General features: G+C 64.6%; 14 protein-coding genes. 13 read left to right on the forward strand and 1 reads right to left on the reverse strand.

Translation table 11 applies throughout. The features are described 5' to 3' along the window. Positions 1-9: 9 nt before the first annotated feature. The 11 genes from AC1DW2_RS17095 to AC1DW2_RS17145 all read left to right on the forward strand — a co-directional run bounded on the left by AC1DW2_RS17095 (position 10) and on the right by AC1DW2_RS17145 (position 10740). Positions 10-447 carry an ATP-dependent DNA ligase gene (locus AC1DW2_RS17095; protein ID WP_477006679.1) on the forward strand — a complete coding sequence of 146 codons (438 nt, stop codon included), beginning with the start codon at positions 10-12 and terminating at the stop codon, positions 445-447. 90 nt (positions 448-537) lie between these two features. Continuing rightward, entirely contained in the window at positions 538-2187 is a 1650-nt protein-coding gene (ccoN, locus tag AC1DW2_RS17100; protein ID WP_477006680.1) for a cytochrome-c oxidase, cbb3-type subunit I, read from the forward strand. A 10-nt stretch (positions 2188-2197) separates the two neighbouring features. Further along, the gene (gene ccoO, locus AC1DW2_RS17105; RefSeq protein WP_014497065.1) at positions 2198-2932 is read left to right on the forward strand and encodes a cytochrome-c oxidase, cbb3-type subunit II; all 735 of its coding nucleotides are present in this window, start codon (positions 2198-2200) and stop codon (positions 2930-2932) included. A gap of 13 nt (positions 2933-2945) precedes the next feature. Continuing rightward, the gene (locus tag AC1DW2_RS17110) at positions 2946-3110 is read left to right on the forward strand and encodes a cbb3-type cytochrome oxidase subunit 3 (protein ID WP_477006681.1); all 165 of its coding nucleotides are present in this window, start codon (positions 2946-2948) and stop codon (positions 3108-3110) included. A 6-nt stretch (positions 3111-3116) separates the two neighbouring features. Next, a complete protein-coding gene (ccoP, locus tag AC1DW2_RS17115) occupies positions 3117-3992 on the forward strand; it encodes a cytochrome-c oxidase, cbb3-type subunit III (protein ID WP_477006682.1) in 876 nt (291 codons plus the stop codon). Between the two features lie 112 nt (positions 3993-4104). Further along, entirely contained in the window at positions 4105-5571 is a 1467-nt protein-coding gene (ccoG, locus tag AC1DW2_RS17120; protein WP_477006683.1) for a cytochrome c oxidase accessory protein CcoG, read from the forward strand. Positions 5572-5586: 15 nt separating this feature from the next. Next, a complete protein-coding gene (locus AC1DW2_RS17125) occupies positions 5587-6072 on the forward strand; it encodes a FixH family protein (protein WP_477006684.1) in 486 nt (161 codons plus the stop codon). Between the two features lie 11 nt (positions 6073-6083). Then, entirely contained in the window at positions 6084-8273 is a 2190-nt protein-coding gene (locus tag AC1DW2_RS17130; protein ID WP_477006685.1) for a cation-translocating P-type ATPase, read from the forward strand. After that, complete coding sequence (gene ccoS / locus AC1DW2_RS17135) at positions 8273-8440, forward strand: cbb3-type cytochrome oxidase assembly protein CcoS (RefSeq protein WP_014497059.1); 168 nt, start codon at positions 8273-8275, stop codon at positions 8438-8440. The genes AC1DW2_RS17130 and ccoS overlap by 1 nt, the downstream gene beginning before the upstream one ends. Before the next feature lie 132 nt (positions 8441-8572). Further along, positions 8573-9715, forward strand: coding sequence for a patatin-like phospholipase family protein (locus AC1DW2_RS17140; RefSeq protein ID WP_477006686.1), 1143 nt, complete (start codon positions 8573-8575; stop codon positions 9713-9715). A 74-nt stretch (positions 9716-9789) separates the two neighbouring features. Further along, complete coding sequence (locus AC1DW2_RS17145; protein WP_477006784.1) at positions 9790-10740, forward strand: oxygenase MpaB family protein; 951 nt, start codon at positions 9790-9792, stop codon at positions 10738-10740. A 55-nt stretch (positions 10741-10795) separates the two neighbouring features. Here the strand turns inward: AC1DW2_RS17145 and glgA are convergent, their stop codons facing one another. Beyond that, entirely contained in the window at positions 10796-12214 is a 1419-nt protein-coding gene (glgA, locus tag AC1DW2_RS17150) for a glycogen synthase GlgA (protein WP_477006687.1), read from the reverse strand. Positions 12215-12408: 194 nt separating this feature from the next. On the opposite strand from glgA, the gene AC1DW2_RS17155 reads away from it, so the two are divergent. Together AC1DW2_RS17155 and AC1DW2_RS17160 are read left to right on the forward strand one after the other, a co-directional pair. Then, positions 12409-13605 carry a CaiB/BaiF CoA transferase family protein gene (locus AC1DW2_RS17155; RefSeq protein WP_477006688.1) on the forward strand — a complete coding sequence of 399 codons (1197 nt, stop codon included), beginning with the start codon at positions 12409-12411 and terminating at the stop codon, positions 13603-13605. A gap of 131 nt (positions 13606-13736) precedes the next feature. After that, positions 13737-15281, forward strand: a complete 1545-nt coding sequence (locus AC1DW2_RS17160) for an ABC transporter substrate-binding protein (RefSeq protein ID WP_259258719.1) — start codon at positions 13737-13739, stop codon at positions 15279-15281. Position 15282 lies beyond the last annotated feature (1 nt).

A 15282-nucleotide genomic window follows, 5' to 3' on the forward strand; every position in this document is an offset into this window, starting at 1 on the left:
CTCCGCATCATGGTCCAGCGGCGTCCCTCTGGCTTCATCGAACCGTGCCTGCCGTCGAAGGCGGCGCGGCCACCGTCCGGCCCGCTGTGGGTCCATGAGATCAAGCATGACGGTTACCGGCTGATGGTCCGGCGGGATGGCGCGCGGCTCCGCTGCTTCACGCGCAACGGCCATGACTGGGCCTCACGCTTTCCGGCCATTGTGGATGCCGCGCTCCGCATCAAGGCGCAATCATTCCTGATCGACGGCGAGGCGACGATCCTCTTTGACGACGGCACACCGGACTTCCACGCGCTGCGCAGTCGCCGCCGAGGCCATGAGGCGGTGCTGTTCGCCTTCGACCTGATCGAGCACGACGGCGACGGCCTGCGCGGCCTGCTGCTGCGAGGGGCAGAGGCCGCGATCCCGCAGAAATACGGCCCCTCCCGGAAAATGCCGGCCCGATAGTTAGGACTCAAACGCACATCTTGATTTCAATCAATTCGCCGCGAGGTCGAATGTGGTTTCTGGCGGCGTGTTCTTTCAGAGAGAATCCGCATGAGCCAGCCCTCCATCTCCAAATCCATGACCATCGGTGAAAGCGGCCTGGCTATCGTGTTCGCAGTCGCCGCCTTCCTTTGCGTGATCGCCTCGGCCAAGGCGCTCGATTCGGCCTTTGCCTTCCATGCCGCGCTCAGCGCAGCGGCGAGCTTGGCTGTGGTCTTTGGCATCATCAACCGCTACTTCGATCGTCCGGCAGCGCTGCCGCCGGCGGAGATCAACGGCCGCCCCAACTACAATATGGGTCCGATCAAGTTCACCGCCGTCATGGCGATGTTCTGGGGCATTGCCGGCTTCCTCGTCGGCCTCATCATCGCCTCGCAACTGGCATGGCCCGCACTGAACTTCGATCTGCCCTGGACCAGCTTCGGTCGGCTGCGTCCGCTGCACACCTCCGCGGTGATCTTCGCCTTCGGCGGCAACGTGCTGATCGGCACGTCGCTCTATGTCGTGCAGAAGTCCTGCCGCGTGCGCCTTGCGGGCGACCTCGCGCCCTGGTTCGTCGTGATCGGCTACAATTTCTTCATCCTGATCGCCGGCACCGGCTACCTGCTCGGTGTCACCCAGTCGAAGGAATATGCCGAGCCGGAATGGTATGCCGACCTCTGGCTCACCATCGTCTGGGTCGTCTATCTGCTGGTCTTCCTTGCCACCATCATCAAGCGCAAGGAGCCGCACATCTTCGTTGCGAACTGGTTCTATCTCGCCTTCATCGTGACGATCGCGGTCCTGCATCTCGGTAACAATCCCGCGCTCCCCGTCTCGGTGTTCGGCTCGAAATCCTATGTCGCCTGGGGCGGCATCCAGGACGCGATGTTCCAGTGGTGGTACGGCCACAACGCGGTCGGCTTCTTCCTGACCGCCGGCTTCCTCGCCATCATGTACTATTTCATCCCGAAGCGCGCGGAGCGGCCGATCTATTCCTACCGGCTGTCGATCATCCACTTCTGGGCGCTGATCTTCCTCTATATCTGGGCCGGCCCGCACCATCTGCATTACACGGCGCTGCCCGACTGGACGCAGACGCTGGGCATGACCTTCTCGATCATGCTGTGGATGCCCTCCTGGGGCGGCATGATCAACGGCCTGATGACGCTGTCGGGCGCCTGGGACAAGCTCCGCACCGATCCCGTGCTGCGCATGCTCGTCGTCTCCGTCGCCTTCTACGGCATGTCGACCTTCGAAGGCCCGATGATGTCGATCAAGGTGGTGAACTCGCTCAGCCACTACACCGACTGGACCATCGGCCACGTGCATTCCGGCGCGCTCGGCTGGGTCGGCTTCGTCTCCTTCGGCGCGCTCTACTGCCTGGCGCCGTGGGTGTGGAATCGCAAGGGCCTCTACAGCCTGAAGCTCGTCAACTGGCACTTCTGGATCGCGACCCTCGGCATCGTTCTCTACATCTCGGCGATGTGGGTGTCCGGCATCCTGCAAGGCCTGATGTGGCGCGCCTACACCTCGCTCGGCTTCCTCGAATATTCCTTCATCGAGAGCGTCGAGGCGATGCATCCCTTCTACATCATCCGCGCCGCCGGCGGCGGGCTGTTCCTGATCGGCGCGCTGATCATGGCCTACAATCTCTGGATGACCGTTCGCGTCGGCGAAGTGGAAGTCCAGATGCCCGTCGCGCTTCAGCCGGCGGAATGAGGAGCCTTCCATGTCGTTCTGGACACGCCACCAAATCTTCGAAAAGAACTCGATCGTCCTGATCGTCGGCATTCTGCTGGTGATCGCGATCGGCGGTCTCGTCGAGATCACTCCGCTGTTCTACCTCAAGAGCACGATCGAGGCGGTCGACGGCGTCAGGCCCTACACGCCGCTGGAGCTTGCGGGCCGCAACGTCTATGTCCGCGAAGGCTGTTATCTCTGCCATTCGCAGATGATCCGCCCGCTGCGCGACGAGGTCGAGCGCTACGGCCACTTCTCGCTCGCCGCCGAGAGCATGTACGACCACCCGTTCCAGTGGGGCTCGAAGCGCACCGGTCCCGATCTCGCCCGCGTCGGCGCAAAATATTCCGACGACTGGCACGTGACCCATCTGACCAACCCGCGCGCGATCGTGCCGCAGTCGGTGATGCCGGGCTATCCGTTCCTGAGCCAGACCGAAGTCGATCCCGATACGATCGCTGACCACATGAAGACGCTCAAGGCCATCGGCACGCCCTACACCGACGACCAGATCGCGAACGCAGGCGCCGATCTGAAGGCCCAGGCCGATCCCGACAATGCCGGCTCCGACGCCTTCGGCAAGCGCTACGCCAAGGCCGTCGTGCGCAATTTCGACGGCAAGGCCGGCACGCCGACCGAGATGGACGCGCTGATCGCATACCTGCAGATGCTCGGCACGCTGGTCGACTTCAAGCTCTACAACGAGAAAGCCAATCTTCGCTGAGAAGGCATCAACGATGAAAGCCATCCTGACACTCGACAATCTCGCGTCCGGTCTCGTGACCACGATCTGGACGCCGGTGTTCGTCGCGATCTTTCTCGCGATCATCACCTACGCACTATGGCCCCGCAACAAGGCCGCTTTCGACGAAGCAGCGCGCCTGCCGTTGCGGGAGGAGTAAGAGATCATGACCGATCATCATGGCGACATCGATTCCGTCACCGGCAAGTCCACGACCGGACATGAGTGGGACGGCATCAAGGAGCTCAACACGCCGCTGCCGCGCTGGTGGGTGATCTCATTCTACCTCACCATCGTCTGGGCGATCGGTTACTGGATCGTCTATCCGGCCTGGCCGCTGATCTCCAGCAATACCACGGGCCTGTTCGGCTATTCTTCGCGCGCCGACGTCGCGGTGGAGCTCGCCAACCTCGAGAAGATCCGGGGTGACAGGATGGCGGCGCTGGGTGCGGCTTCGCTCGCCGACATCGAGAAGGACCCGGCCTTGCTGGCGCTTGCGCGAGCCAAGGGCAAGACCGTGTTCGGCGACAATTGCGCGCCATGCCACGGCTCCGGCGGCGCCGGCGCAAAGGGCTTTCCGAATCTCAACGACGACGACTGGCTGTGGGGCGGCACGCTCGACCAGATCATGCAGACCATCCAGTTCGGCGCGCGTTCCGGCCATGCCAAGGCGCATGAGGGCCAGATGCTCGCCTTTGGCAAGGACGGCGTGCTGAAGCCGGAAGAGATCGTCACGGTCGCCAATTACGTGCGGTCGCTGTCGGGCCTCGCGACCCGCAAGGGCTTTGATGCCGCGAAAGGCGAGAAGATTTTTGCGGAGAATTGCGTCGCCTGCCACGGCGACGGCGGCAAGGGCAACCCGGAGATGGGCGCACCCAACCTGACCGACAAGATCTGGCTCTACGGCTCGGACGAAGCGAGCCTGATCGAGACCATCAGCCTGGGCCGCGCCGGTGTGATGCCGGCCTGGGAAGGGCGGCTCGATCCCGCGACCATCAAGGCGATGGCGGTCTACGTCCACTCGCTGGGTGGCGGAAAATAGCCTGCTCGCGACAAGCGGGGGCGAACAAAAGTGTCCCCGCTTGAGCTGGATCAACTGACGCGCTCGCGCCGGGTCTAGGTTTAATCGCACCTTTTCGAGAAGCTTCTTGGCGATGAACAAGACCGTGAACCCGAACGACCTCACATCGAACGATGACAACGGGCCGCTCTACGTAGCCCAGAAGAAGGTGTATCCCCAGAGCGTCTCCGGCACGTTCCGCCGAATCAAATGGGGGCTGATGGCGTTCTGCCTCGGCGTCTACTACTTCCTGCCGTTCGTGCGCTGGAATCGCGGCCTCGGCGCTCCCAGCCAGGCGGTGCTGATCGATCTTCCCAACAGCCGTTTCTACTTCTTTTTCATCGAGCTGTGGCCGCAGGAGATCTATTACTTCACCGGCCTGTTGATCGTCGCCGCGGTGGCGCTGTTCCTGATGAACTCGGTCGGCGGCCGCATCTGGTGCGGCTACCTCTGTCCGCAGACGGTGTGGACCGATCTGTTCTATGCGGTCGAGCGGCTGGTCGAGGGCGACCGGCGCGAGCGGATGAGGAAGGACAAGTCGTCCGACCCGATGAAGCTGGAGCGCATCTCCGAGATCGTGCTCAAGCATTCGATCTGGCTGCTGATCGCCTGGTGGACCGGCGGCGCCTGGGTGCTCTATTTCAACGACGCGCCGACGCTGGTGAAGGAGCTCGTCACCTTCCAGGCGCCGATGATCGCCTATATCTGGATCGGCATCCTGACGGCGACGACCTATGTGCTCGCCGGCTTCATGCGCGAGCAGGTCTGCACCTATATGTGCCCGTGGCCGCGCATCCAGGCCGCGCTCACCGACGAATGGGCGCTCAACGTCACCTATCGCTACGACCGCGGCGAGAAGCGCACTTCGGTGAAGAAGGCAATCGAGCTGCGCGCGCTCGGCGAACATGTCGGCGACTGCGTCGACTGCTATCAATGCGTCGCGGTCTGCCCGACCGGCATCGACATCCGCAACGGGCCGCAGCTCGAATGCATCCAGTGCGGCCTCTGCATCGACGCCTGCGACAACGTGATGACCAAGATCGGCCGGCCGAAGCGGCTGATCGGCTACGACAACGACATCAACATCCAGCGCCGCCAGGAAGGCAAGGCGCCGGTCTACCGCATCGTCCGGGCCCGCACCGTCGCCTACAGCGCGATCATCGCGGCGGTTGGCGGCATCATGATCTACACGCTCGCGACCCGCAGCCTGCTCGACGTCAACGTGCTGCACGACCGTAATCCGGTCGCGGTCAGGCTCAGCGATGGCTCGATCCGCAATGCCTATACGGTGCGGCTCTTGAACAAGAGCGGCTATGACCGCGTCATCGCGATCGACGCGAACGGTCCGGCCAACCTGACCACGCACGTCGTCGGCATCGATTCCGTGACGCCGGATAGGCCGATGATCGTGATCCCGCGCGACTCCACCAGCGAGCTGCGCCTGCTGGTCACCGCGCCGGCGGAAAGCAATCCGGAAAAGTCGGTTCCCGTTCGCTTCCACGTCACCGACATCGGGCTCGGCGAGGTCGCCACCGCCACCGACAACTTCGTCTCGCCCTAGGATCAGGAGACTGCCATGGCCACCAAGCCGCTGACCGGAACAAAAGTGTTCCTGATGCTGGTTGCCTTCTTCGGGCTCGTGATCGGCGTCAATGTGACCATGATGAAGCTCGCGATCGCGACGCTGCCCGGTACCGACGTCGACAGCCCCTATGCCGCGGGCCTCACCTATGATCGTGAAATCTCGGCGGCGCAGGACCAAGCCGCGCGCAACTGGAAGGTCAACGCCCATATCGAGCGCCGCACTGATGGCGCTGCCTCGCTTCAGGTCGAGGCGCGCGATGCGAGCGGCCAGCCGATGAGCGGGTTGAAATTCGGCGGACGCCTGGAGCGGCCGACCGACAAGCGCGCCGATCTCCAGGTCGAGCTCTCGGAGGCCGGCATCGGCATCTACCGCGGCAATGCGGCGTCGGTTGCGCCGGGGCAGTGGGATCTCGTGATCGAAGGCGAGGCGCGGGGAACACGCGTGTTCATGTCGCGCAACCGCGTGATCCTGAACTGAGGGAATTCGTCATGCAGGTCACGCGGGATTTTTCGCATTACGTCCGGGCCGCGGGCGAGGGTATCAAGCACATCGATCTCGCGGTCGAGGGCGTTCACTGCGCCGGCTGCATGGCCAAGATCGAGCGCGGACTGTCGGCCATCCCCGACGTCACGCTGGCGCGCGTGAATCTCACCGACCGCCGCGTCGCGCTGGAATGGAAGCAGGGCACGCTCGACCCGGCCCGCTTCATCGATCGCCTCGAGGAACTCGGCTACAAGGCCTATCCTTACGAGACCGAGAGTGCGGAAGCGACGGAAGTTGCGGAATCGCGCTTCCTGCTGCGCTGCCTCGGCGTCGCCGCGTTCGCCACCATGAACGTGATGATGCTGTCGATCCCGGTCTGGTCCGGCAACGTCTCCGACATGCTGCCGGAGCAGCGCGACTTTTTCCACTGGCTGTCGGCGCTGATCGCGCTGCCGGCGGCGGCGTATGCCGGCCAGCCGTTCTTCCGCTCGGCCTGGCGCGCGCTGTCGGCCAAGACCACCAACATGGATGTGCCGATCTCGATCGGGGTGTGCCTTGCGCTCGGCATGTCCGTGGTCGAGACCATCCATCACGCCGAGCACGCCTATTTCGACGCGGCGATCATGCTGCTCACGTTTCTTTTGGTCGGCCGCTTCCTCGACCAGAACATGCGGCGGCGGACCCGCGCGGTCGCCGGCAATCTCGCCGCCTTGAAAGCGGAGACGGCCGCAAAATTCGTCGGTCCCGACGAGATTTCGCAGGTGCCGGTCGCGGCGATCCATCCCGGCGACATCGTGCTGCTCCGGCCCGGCGAGCGTTGCGCCGTCGACGGCACGGTGATCGAGGGGCGTTCCGAGATCGACCAGAGCCTGATCACCGGCGAGACGCTGTATGTCACGGCGGAGCAGGGCACGGCGGTCTATGCGGGCTCGATGAACATCTCCGGCACGCTGCGGGTGCGGGTCTCGGCGGCGTCGGAGGCGACGCTGCTCGCCGAGATCACGCGGCTGCTCGACAACGCGCTGCAGGCGCGCTCGCGCTACATGCGGCTCGCCGATCGCGCCTCGCGGCTCTACGCGCCGGTGGTGCATGCGACCGCGCTGATCACCATTTTGGGCTGGGTCATTGCGGGTGCAGGCTGGCACGATGCGATCGTGACCGGCGTGGCCGTGCTGATCATCACCTGTCCCTGCGCGCTCGGGCTCGCGATCCCGACCGTGCAGACGGTGGCCTCGGGCGCCATGTTCAAGGCGGGCGTGCTGCTCAATTCCGGCGACGCCATCGAGCGGCTGGCCGAGGCCGACCACGTCATCTTCGACAAGACCGGCACGCTGACGCTGCCCGATCTCGAAGTGATGAACGCGGCCGATATTCCCGCCGACATTTTTGAACTTGCCGGCCGGCTCGCGCTGTCGAGCCATCATCCGGTCGCCGCCGCCGTCGCGCAGGCCGCCGGCGCAAGGTCGCCGATCGTTGGCGCGGTCGAGGAGGCCGGGCAGGGCGTGCGCGCTGTGGTGGACAGTGTCGAGCTTCGACTAGGCCGTCCGTCCTTTTGCGGCGCCGAGGCGATGGTCGGCGGGGCAACGCTCGATCCTGAGGCCTCCATCGTGGCTTTCAGCAAGGGCAACGAAAAGTTCATTCTGTCGGTGCGCCAGGGTCTGCGGCCGGACGCGCAGGCTGTGATCGCGGCGCTGAAGGCGCGCAATATCGGCATCGAGATTCTGTCCGGCGACCGCGAGCCCGCGGTGATCGCGGCGGCCCATGCGCTGGGCATCGCCGAATGGCGCGCCGGCGTCACGCCGGCCGACAAGATCGCACGGATCGAGGAACTGAAGCGGCGCGGCGCAAAAGTATTGATGGTCGGCGACGGCATGAACGACGCGCCCTCGCTGGCGGCGGCCCATGTCTCGATGTCGCCGATCTCGGCCGCGCATCTCAGCCAGGCGACCGCCGATCTCGTCTTCCTCGGCCGGCCGCTGGCACCGGTCGTTGCCGCGATCGACGCCTCCCGCAAGGCGCTGCATCTGATGCGGCAGAACCTCTGGCTGGCGATCGGCTATAACGTTCTCGCAGTTCCGGTCGCGATCAGCGGCGTGGTGACGCCCCTGATCGCGGCGGCAGCCATGAGCGGGTCGTCGATCCTGGTGATGCTGAACTCGCTGCGCGCCCGTAGCGCCTCACGGGAGATCGTGTGATGGAAATCCTGGTCATCCTGGTGCCGCTCGCGCTGATGCTCGGAGGCGCCGGCCTCGTCGCCTTCCTCTGGTCGCTGCGGAGCGGCCAATATGACGATCTCGACGGCGCGGCCTGGCGCGCCATCGCCGACGACGAGCCGCCGCAGGACGCCCCGGTCAAGCGTTAACGCTCCGTTGGTTCCGCGCTGCCCTTTTCGGACATGGTCGCTGGACGGCCGGCGGTCGCCGGGCGTAACAATGCCGGAAGATTTTGCGTAGAAGCGACGGGGCAGGCTCTCCGGAGCAGGAGCGTGACGAGCATGCAGAAAAATGTCGGAGTGTGCGGGCCTAACGATCTGCCGGGACAGGTCGTGCTGGTGCTGCAAGGCGGCGGTGCGCTCGGCTCCTATCAGGCGGGCGTCTACCAGGCCCTGCACGAGGCCGGGATCGAGCCGGACTGGGTCATCGGCACCTCGATCGGCGCCATCAACGGGAGCCTGATCGCCGGTAATGCGCCGGAGAACAGGCTCGCGCGCCTGAAGGAGTTCTGGAAGCGGATGGAGCAGAATCCGGTCTGGGCTCTGGGTGGCGCCTTTCCCGACTTCAGCGAGAAGCTCGCCTATTTGTCGACTGTGACCCGCGGCATTCCCGGCTTCTTCCGGCCCAACCCGCTGGCGCATGCGGGAGATTCCTTTCCGCTGGGCGCCGATCACGCCGGCTTCTATTCGACCGCGCCACTGGAGAAGACGCTGAGCGAGCTGGTCGATTTCGATCTGGCCAATCGCTGCGCGCCGCGACTGACGGTCGGTGCGGCTCATGTCGGCACCAGCGAAATGCGCTATTTCGACAGCCGCGACGGCGAACTGACGGTGAAGCATATCATGGCTTCGGGCGCGCTGCCGCCGGCCTTCCCGGCGGTGCGCATCGATGGCGAGCTCTATTGGGACGGCGGCATCCTGTCGAACACGCCGACGGAGGCCGTATTCGACGACAATCCACGCAGGGATTCGCTGATTTTCTCCGTGCATCTGTGGAATTCCGTCGGCGCCGAGCCGACCACGATGGCGGAGGTCTTGAACCGCCATAAGGACGTGCAGTACTCCAGCCGCATCGCGAGCCAGATCGTGCGGCAGCAGCAGGCCCATCGCCTGCGCCACGTCATCAACCAGCTTGCCGCGCGGTTGCCCGAGAGCGAGCGCAACGATCCCGCGGTGAGGGAATTGATGAGCTACGGCTGTCCGACCCGCATGCATGTGGTGCGGCTGCTGGCGCCGCAGCTCGATCGCGAAACCCATACCAAGGATATCGACTTCAGTCCGTCGGGCATTACGCGGCGCTGGCATGCGGGTTACGCCCACACGAGATCGGTGCTGGCGCGAAAGCCGTGGATCGGTGAATTCGATCCGCTCGCCGGCGTGGTGCTGCACGAGCATATGGACGAGATGCCGATGGCGGCGGAGTAGGGCCGCGTCCGCTTTCATCGAATTGCCACAGGCCCTGCGGATCGTGCGCCGTCGGCAACCGAAAGGCCTTGCAGTTGGTATCCGGGAACGATCTGGAATTGGCCCTCGATCAGGTTCGCGCCGACGCCGCGGGACCGGTTGCCGGCGTGTTCGGCCCTGACACGGTGACCTGGCAGATCGACCGGGAGGCCGTCATCTTTCTCGGCGCCGGCCGCGCGCTGTTGTTGCAGCTGGCGCATCCCTGGGTCGCTGCCGCCATCGCGGAGCATTCGCGCACCCTTGCCGATCCGATCGGCCGCTTCCATCGCACCTTCGACATCGTCTTTGCGATGGTGTTCGGCTCGCTCGACCGGGCGCAGTTGTCGTCCCGGCAACTGCATCGGCGCCACAGCATGATCGTCGGCGAGATGCCCGAGGCCGTCGGTCCGTTCGCGGCAGGCTCGCGCTACTGCGCCAATGACATTCCGTCGCTGCGCTGGGTTCATGCGACGCTGGTCGAGACCGCGGTGATGGCGCATGACCTGGTCCTCCCGCCACTCTCGGCGGAGGAGCGCGAGCGCTACTGGAGCGAGAGCCGGATGTTCGGTGCCTTGTTTGGATTGACGGCGGACGATTTGCCCGCGGACTGGTCCGGCTTTGCGGCCTACACCGCGGCGATGGCGCAGTCGGACACGCTGACCGTCAGCCCGGCGGCGCGCGAGATCGCCGCGCAGATCCTTGGCGGCGCCCGTCCGTGGCTGCGGCCACCGCGATGGTATCGCGCCCTCACGGCGAGTTTGTTGCCGGAGCGCCTGCGAGCGGGCTTCGGGTTTGAATTCGAGGAGCGCGACAAGAGGGCAGCCGACAACGCGCTGAAATGGATGAGGCGCGTCTATCCCAAACTGCCAGACCGGCTGCGCTATGTCGGTCCCTACCAGGAAGCGCAGGCGCGGCTGCGGGGCGAGCCGCAGCCCGACTGGATGACCCGGTGTCTCAATCGCGCCTGGATCGGGCGGCCGCAAATGGATATGCGCGGGAAGGGATGAGGTTCTCAGCTCTTGGAGTGACGGGCGATAGAGTGGCGCGCCTCTCTCCACATCGTCATTGCGAGCGCAGCGAAGCAATCCAGACTGCGCTATAACTGCCGGCCGAGATGCTCCAGGAGAACGAACGTCCCATCGCGCTGCGACGCATGGAGTCGAGCTGGTCATGCGCCACGAAAGCTGAGAAGGCGCGGCGGACCCCGCCGAGGAAGGATTCGTGCGAGGGTTTTGAGAACAGAAAGCCGGTCTCGCCGTCGGTGATGGTCTCTGCGAGGCCGCCGGTCTGGTGACCGATCGGCAGCGAGCCGAAACGCTGGGCGTACATCTGGCTGAGGCCGCACGGCTCGAAGCGCGACGGCATCAATGTGAAATCGCTGCCCGCGAAGATGCGCCGCGCCTGGGCGTCGTTGAAGCCAATGGTGACGCCGATGGCGTCGGGGCGGCGGCGATGGGCGTCGATCAGCGCCTGCTCGAGCGCCGGCTCGCCGGAGCCGGTGACCACGATCTGCCCGCCGGCATCGATGATCTCGTCGGCGGCCGACAGCACGAGGTCGATGCCCTTCTGGTGCACGAGGCGTGCGACGATCGCGAACATCGGCCCGCGCGAGACCGCCAGGCCAAACTGCTTGCGGATATAATCCGCATTGGCCTTCTTGCCGACCCAGTCGCCGGCGCCGAACTGCTGGGCCAGCTGGGAGCAGGAGCGCGGGTCCCAGCTCTCGTCGATGCCGTTGAGGATGCCGGTGAGCTCGGCAGCATCCGAGCGGACACGAAGCAGGCCTTCGAGACCGCAGCCGAATTCCTCCGTCGTGATCTCGCGTGCATAGGTGCCGCTCACGGTAGTGAGGTGCGAGGCATAGACCAGCCCGGCCTTGAGGAAGGAGAGCTGGTCGTAGAATTCGACGCCGTCGATATGGAAGGAACTCTCGGGGACGCCGATCCGCCGCAGCGAGTCCTTCGGGAAGAGTCCCTGGTAGGCGAGGTTGTGGATGGTCAGGATCGACGGCAGCCTGGCCCCGCGCCAGGCGAGGTAGGCCGGCACGAGCGAGGCCTGCCAGTCGTTGGCATGGATCAGGTCTGCTGCCCAATTCTTGTCCAGCTTGCCCATGGCCAGCTCAGCGGCTGCCGAGGCAAAGCGCGCAAAGCGGATGTCGTTGTCCGGCCAGTCGTGTCCGGACTCGTCGCCATAGGGATTGCCGGGCCGGTCGTAGAGTTGTGAGCACAACAGCACATAGACCGGCAGCCCGTCCTTGGTCGCAGCCCGGCCGAGCGAGCAGGCCGGCATCTCCGCAAACGCCGGGCAGCGGCCAACGACCTGAATATGCGTGAGTTGTTCGATGATGTCGCGATAGCCCGGCAACATGACCCGGATATCGGCGAGAGGGCGAAGCACCCTGGGAAGTGCAGCGGAAACGGCGCCGAGTCCGCCAACGCGGACGAAATCGTCCATCTCGGTTGTGACGAACAAGACCCTCAAGAACAGCTGCCCTCTTCCGATCCCGTTTATTGCTATGCAAGAACGGGTCCAGTTGTCCTGGAATTCCCAAGCCCGCCCGTGAGACGCGTCCGTTCGGTAAAGACTTTCCTACTCACCCGCCGCCCTCTAGGGTCGGCGCATCAACAAGAGAGAACTTCGATAGTTCCTAAGAGGCCGAGGGGGCGTAAGCAGGCATGGCGTTAGCAGATAAGCATGAGGGGACGACGACAAAGGCCTTCGCGGGCCTCAGGGTCCTGGATTTTTCGACCACCATCGCCGGTCCCCACTGTGCGCGGATGCTTGCCGACATGGGCGCCGAGGTCATCAAGATCGAGACCGACGGCGGCGAGACGATGCGCACCCGGCCGCCGCTGCGCAAGGGGTGCAGCACCGTATTCGGCCAGCTCAACGTCGGCAAGAAAAGCGTCGTGCTCGATCTCAAGTCCGAGGAGGGCAAGGAGGCGGTGCGCCGGCTCGCCGCGACCGCCGATATCCTGGTCGAGAACTTTCGCCCCGGCGTGATGCACCGGCTGCGGCTGGACTACGGCCGCCTGCGCCCGGTCAATCCAAAGCTGATCTATTGCTCGATCTCGGGCTACGGCCAGACCGGTCCCTCGGCCGAGCTGCCGGCCTACGCGCCGGTAATCCATGCGGCCTCCGGCTACGACATGGCGCATCTCGCCTATCAGCCAGGCCGCAGCCGTCCCGACTATTGCGGCATCTACCATGCCGACGTCGTCACCGGCACCTACGGTTTTGGCGCGATTGCTTCGGCGCTCTATCAGCGCACGGTGACCGGGCAGGGCCAGCACATCGACGTCTCCATGCTGGAATCGATGCTGACCTTGACGGTGATCGAGCTGCAGAGCTCGCAATTCGCGGTGAAGCCACCGCCGCGCCCGATGTTCGGGCCGACCGAGACGGCCAATGGCTATGTCATGATCACGGTCGCGAGCGAGAAGACGTTTCAGTGCCTGATGGGTGTGATCGGCCGCCCCGAATGGATTTCCGATCCGCGCTTCTCCACCTACGCCGCGCGCCGCGAGAACTGGGCTGATATGATGGACGGCGTCGAGGCCTGGTCGCGGCCACTCACGACCGACGCGTGTCTTGTCGCGTTTGGCGCGGCCGGTGTGCCGGCCTCGGCCTATCGCACCGTGTCTGAGGCGCTGGCCGATCCGCAACTCGCGCACCGGCAGGCGCTCTCGTCCGTCGAGGACGAGGGTGGCTCGTTCCAGGTGCTCAATCTGCCGTTCCGGATGTCGGGCGCCGACACCACGCCCGCCAAAACGATGGCCGTGCTCGGCGAGCACACGGACGAATTGCGCGAGGAGATCGGCCTCGCCGACGATGCTCCAATTCCGTCAGGCAAAACGGCTGCGACAAACTGAGCGCATCGCAGCACCACTACAGCGTTTGATCTCTCGCGTGTTCCTCTTGCCGTGGCGAGCATTTATCGCCAAGCTTGCCTCCGAGTCATTCAACGATCCGAAACATCGGACGAGGGATCCCGGGAGGAACCATGACGAACCTTGCTGCCGCGGCGCGCAAGCACGCGCCGATTTTCCTTGTTGCGGCATTTTCTCTCCTTCCGCCGGCCGAGCCGGCACAGGCGCAGAAGGCGGGCGGCAGCATCACCGTCGGTCAGGAGCTGGAGATTACGGGCTTCGATCCGCTCAAGGTCGGGGTCTACGACACCTCGACCTTCACCGCTGCGGCCGCGATCTTCGATACGCTCACCACGCTCGACGAGAAGGGCGAGGCCGCGCCAAAGCTGGCAGTCTCCTGGACCCATTCGGACGATTACAAGAGCTGGACCTTCAAGCTGCGCCAGGGCGTGAAATTCCACGACGGCACGCCGTTCAATGCGCAAGCCTTCAAGGAGAACTTCGATCGGCAGAAGGACCCCGCCAACAAGTGCCGCTGCGCCTTCTACATCACCAACGTCAAGGAGGTGCTGGCGCCCGATGAATATACTGTCGTCTACAATCTCACCGATCCTTCCGTGAATTTGCCGGCGACGAACACCATCCAGAGCCAGAACAACGTCGTGCATTCGCCGACGGCGTGGAAGACCAAGGGCGACGACTACAATCGCAATCCCGTCGGCACCGGTCCCTACATCCTGAAATCATGGACGGCCGGCGATCGCATGGTTCTGGAGAAGAACCCGGGCTACTGGGACAAGGGCCGTCCCTATCTCGACCGCATCATCCTGAAGCCGCTGCCCGACGCGCAGTCGCGTTTCGCCTCGCTGCAATCGGGCGAGGCCGACATCATCTGGGACGACGAGAACGACGCCGACAACATCATGAAGGCGCAGAAGGACTCCAAGCTCACCGTGCACACCTACAAGGGCTCGGGCGCGCAGGTCTATGCCTTCAACACCAAGGTGGCGCCGTTCGACGACGTCCGCGTGCGGCAGGCGCTGGTGATGGCGATCGACCGTCCAAAGATGTCGCAGGCGATCAGCAACGGCCTGAGCCGGCCCGCGACCAATCCCTATGGCGACGGCTCCTGGGTCAAATGCAAGGACGACGGCGCGCTGCCGTTCGACGTCGAGAAGGCCAAGGCGCTGATCAAGGACTATGGCAAGCCGGTCGAGTTCAAGACGATGGTGACCGCGACGCCGCGCGGCCGCATGATCGGCCAGGTGCTCCAGCAATTCTGGAAGCGCGCCGGCGCCAACATGGAGATCGAGCAGGTCGACCAGGCCACCATTCCGCCGCGCGCGTTCATGCGTCAGTTCCAGCTCATACCCTGGCGCATCGTCGACCTCGCCGATCCCGATCCGCAGATGTATGCGAACTTCCGCAGCGGCAGCCCGCTGGCGCTGGCCAACTTCGCCGATCCGGAGCTCGACCGGCTGCTCGACCACTCCCGCGTCACCGCCGACCCCGCAGCGCGTATCGAGGACTATTGCGCGATCAGCCGCCTGATCAACAAGGAGGCGATCTGGTTCTGGACCTTCCAGAACACCTATTATGCGCTGTCGAGCGCGAAGCTGAAGGGCTTTCCAAAGATCTACAACGGCGTGATCGACGTCTCGACCACCTGGCTGGAATGAC

Source organism: Bradyrhizobium sp. P3_C3, assembly GCF_056402655.1.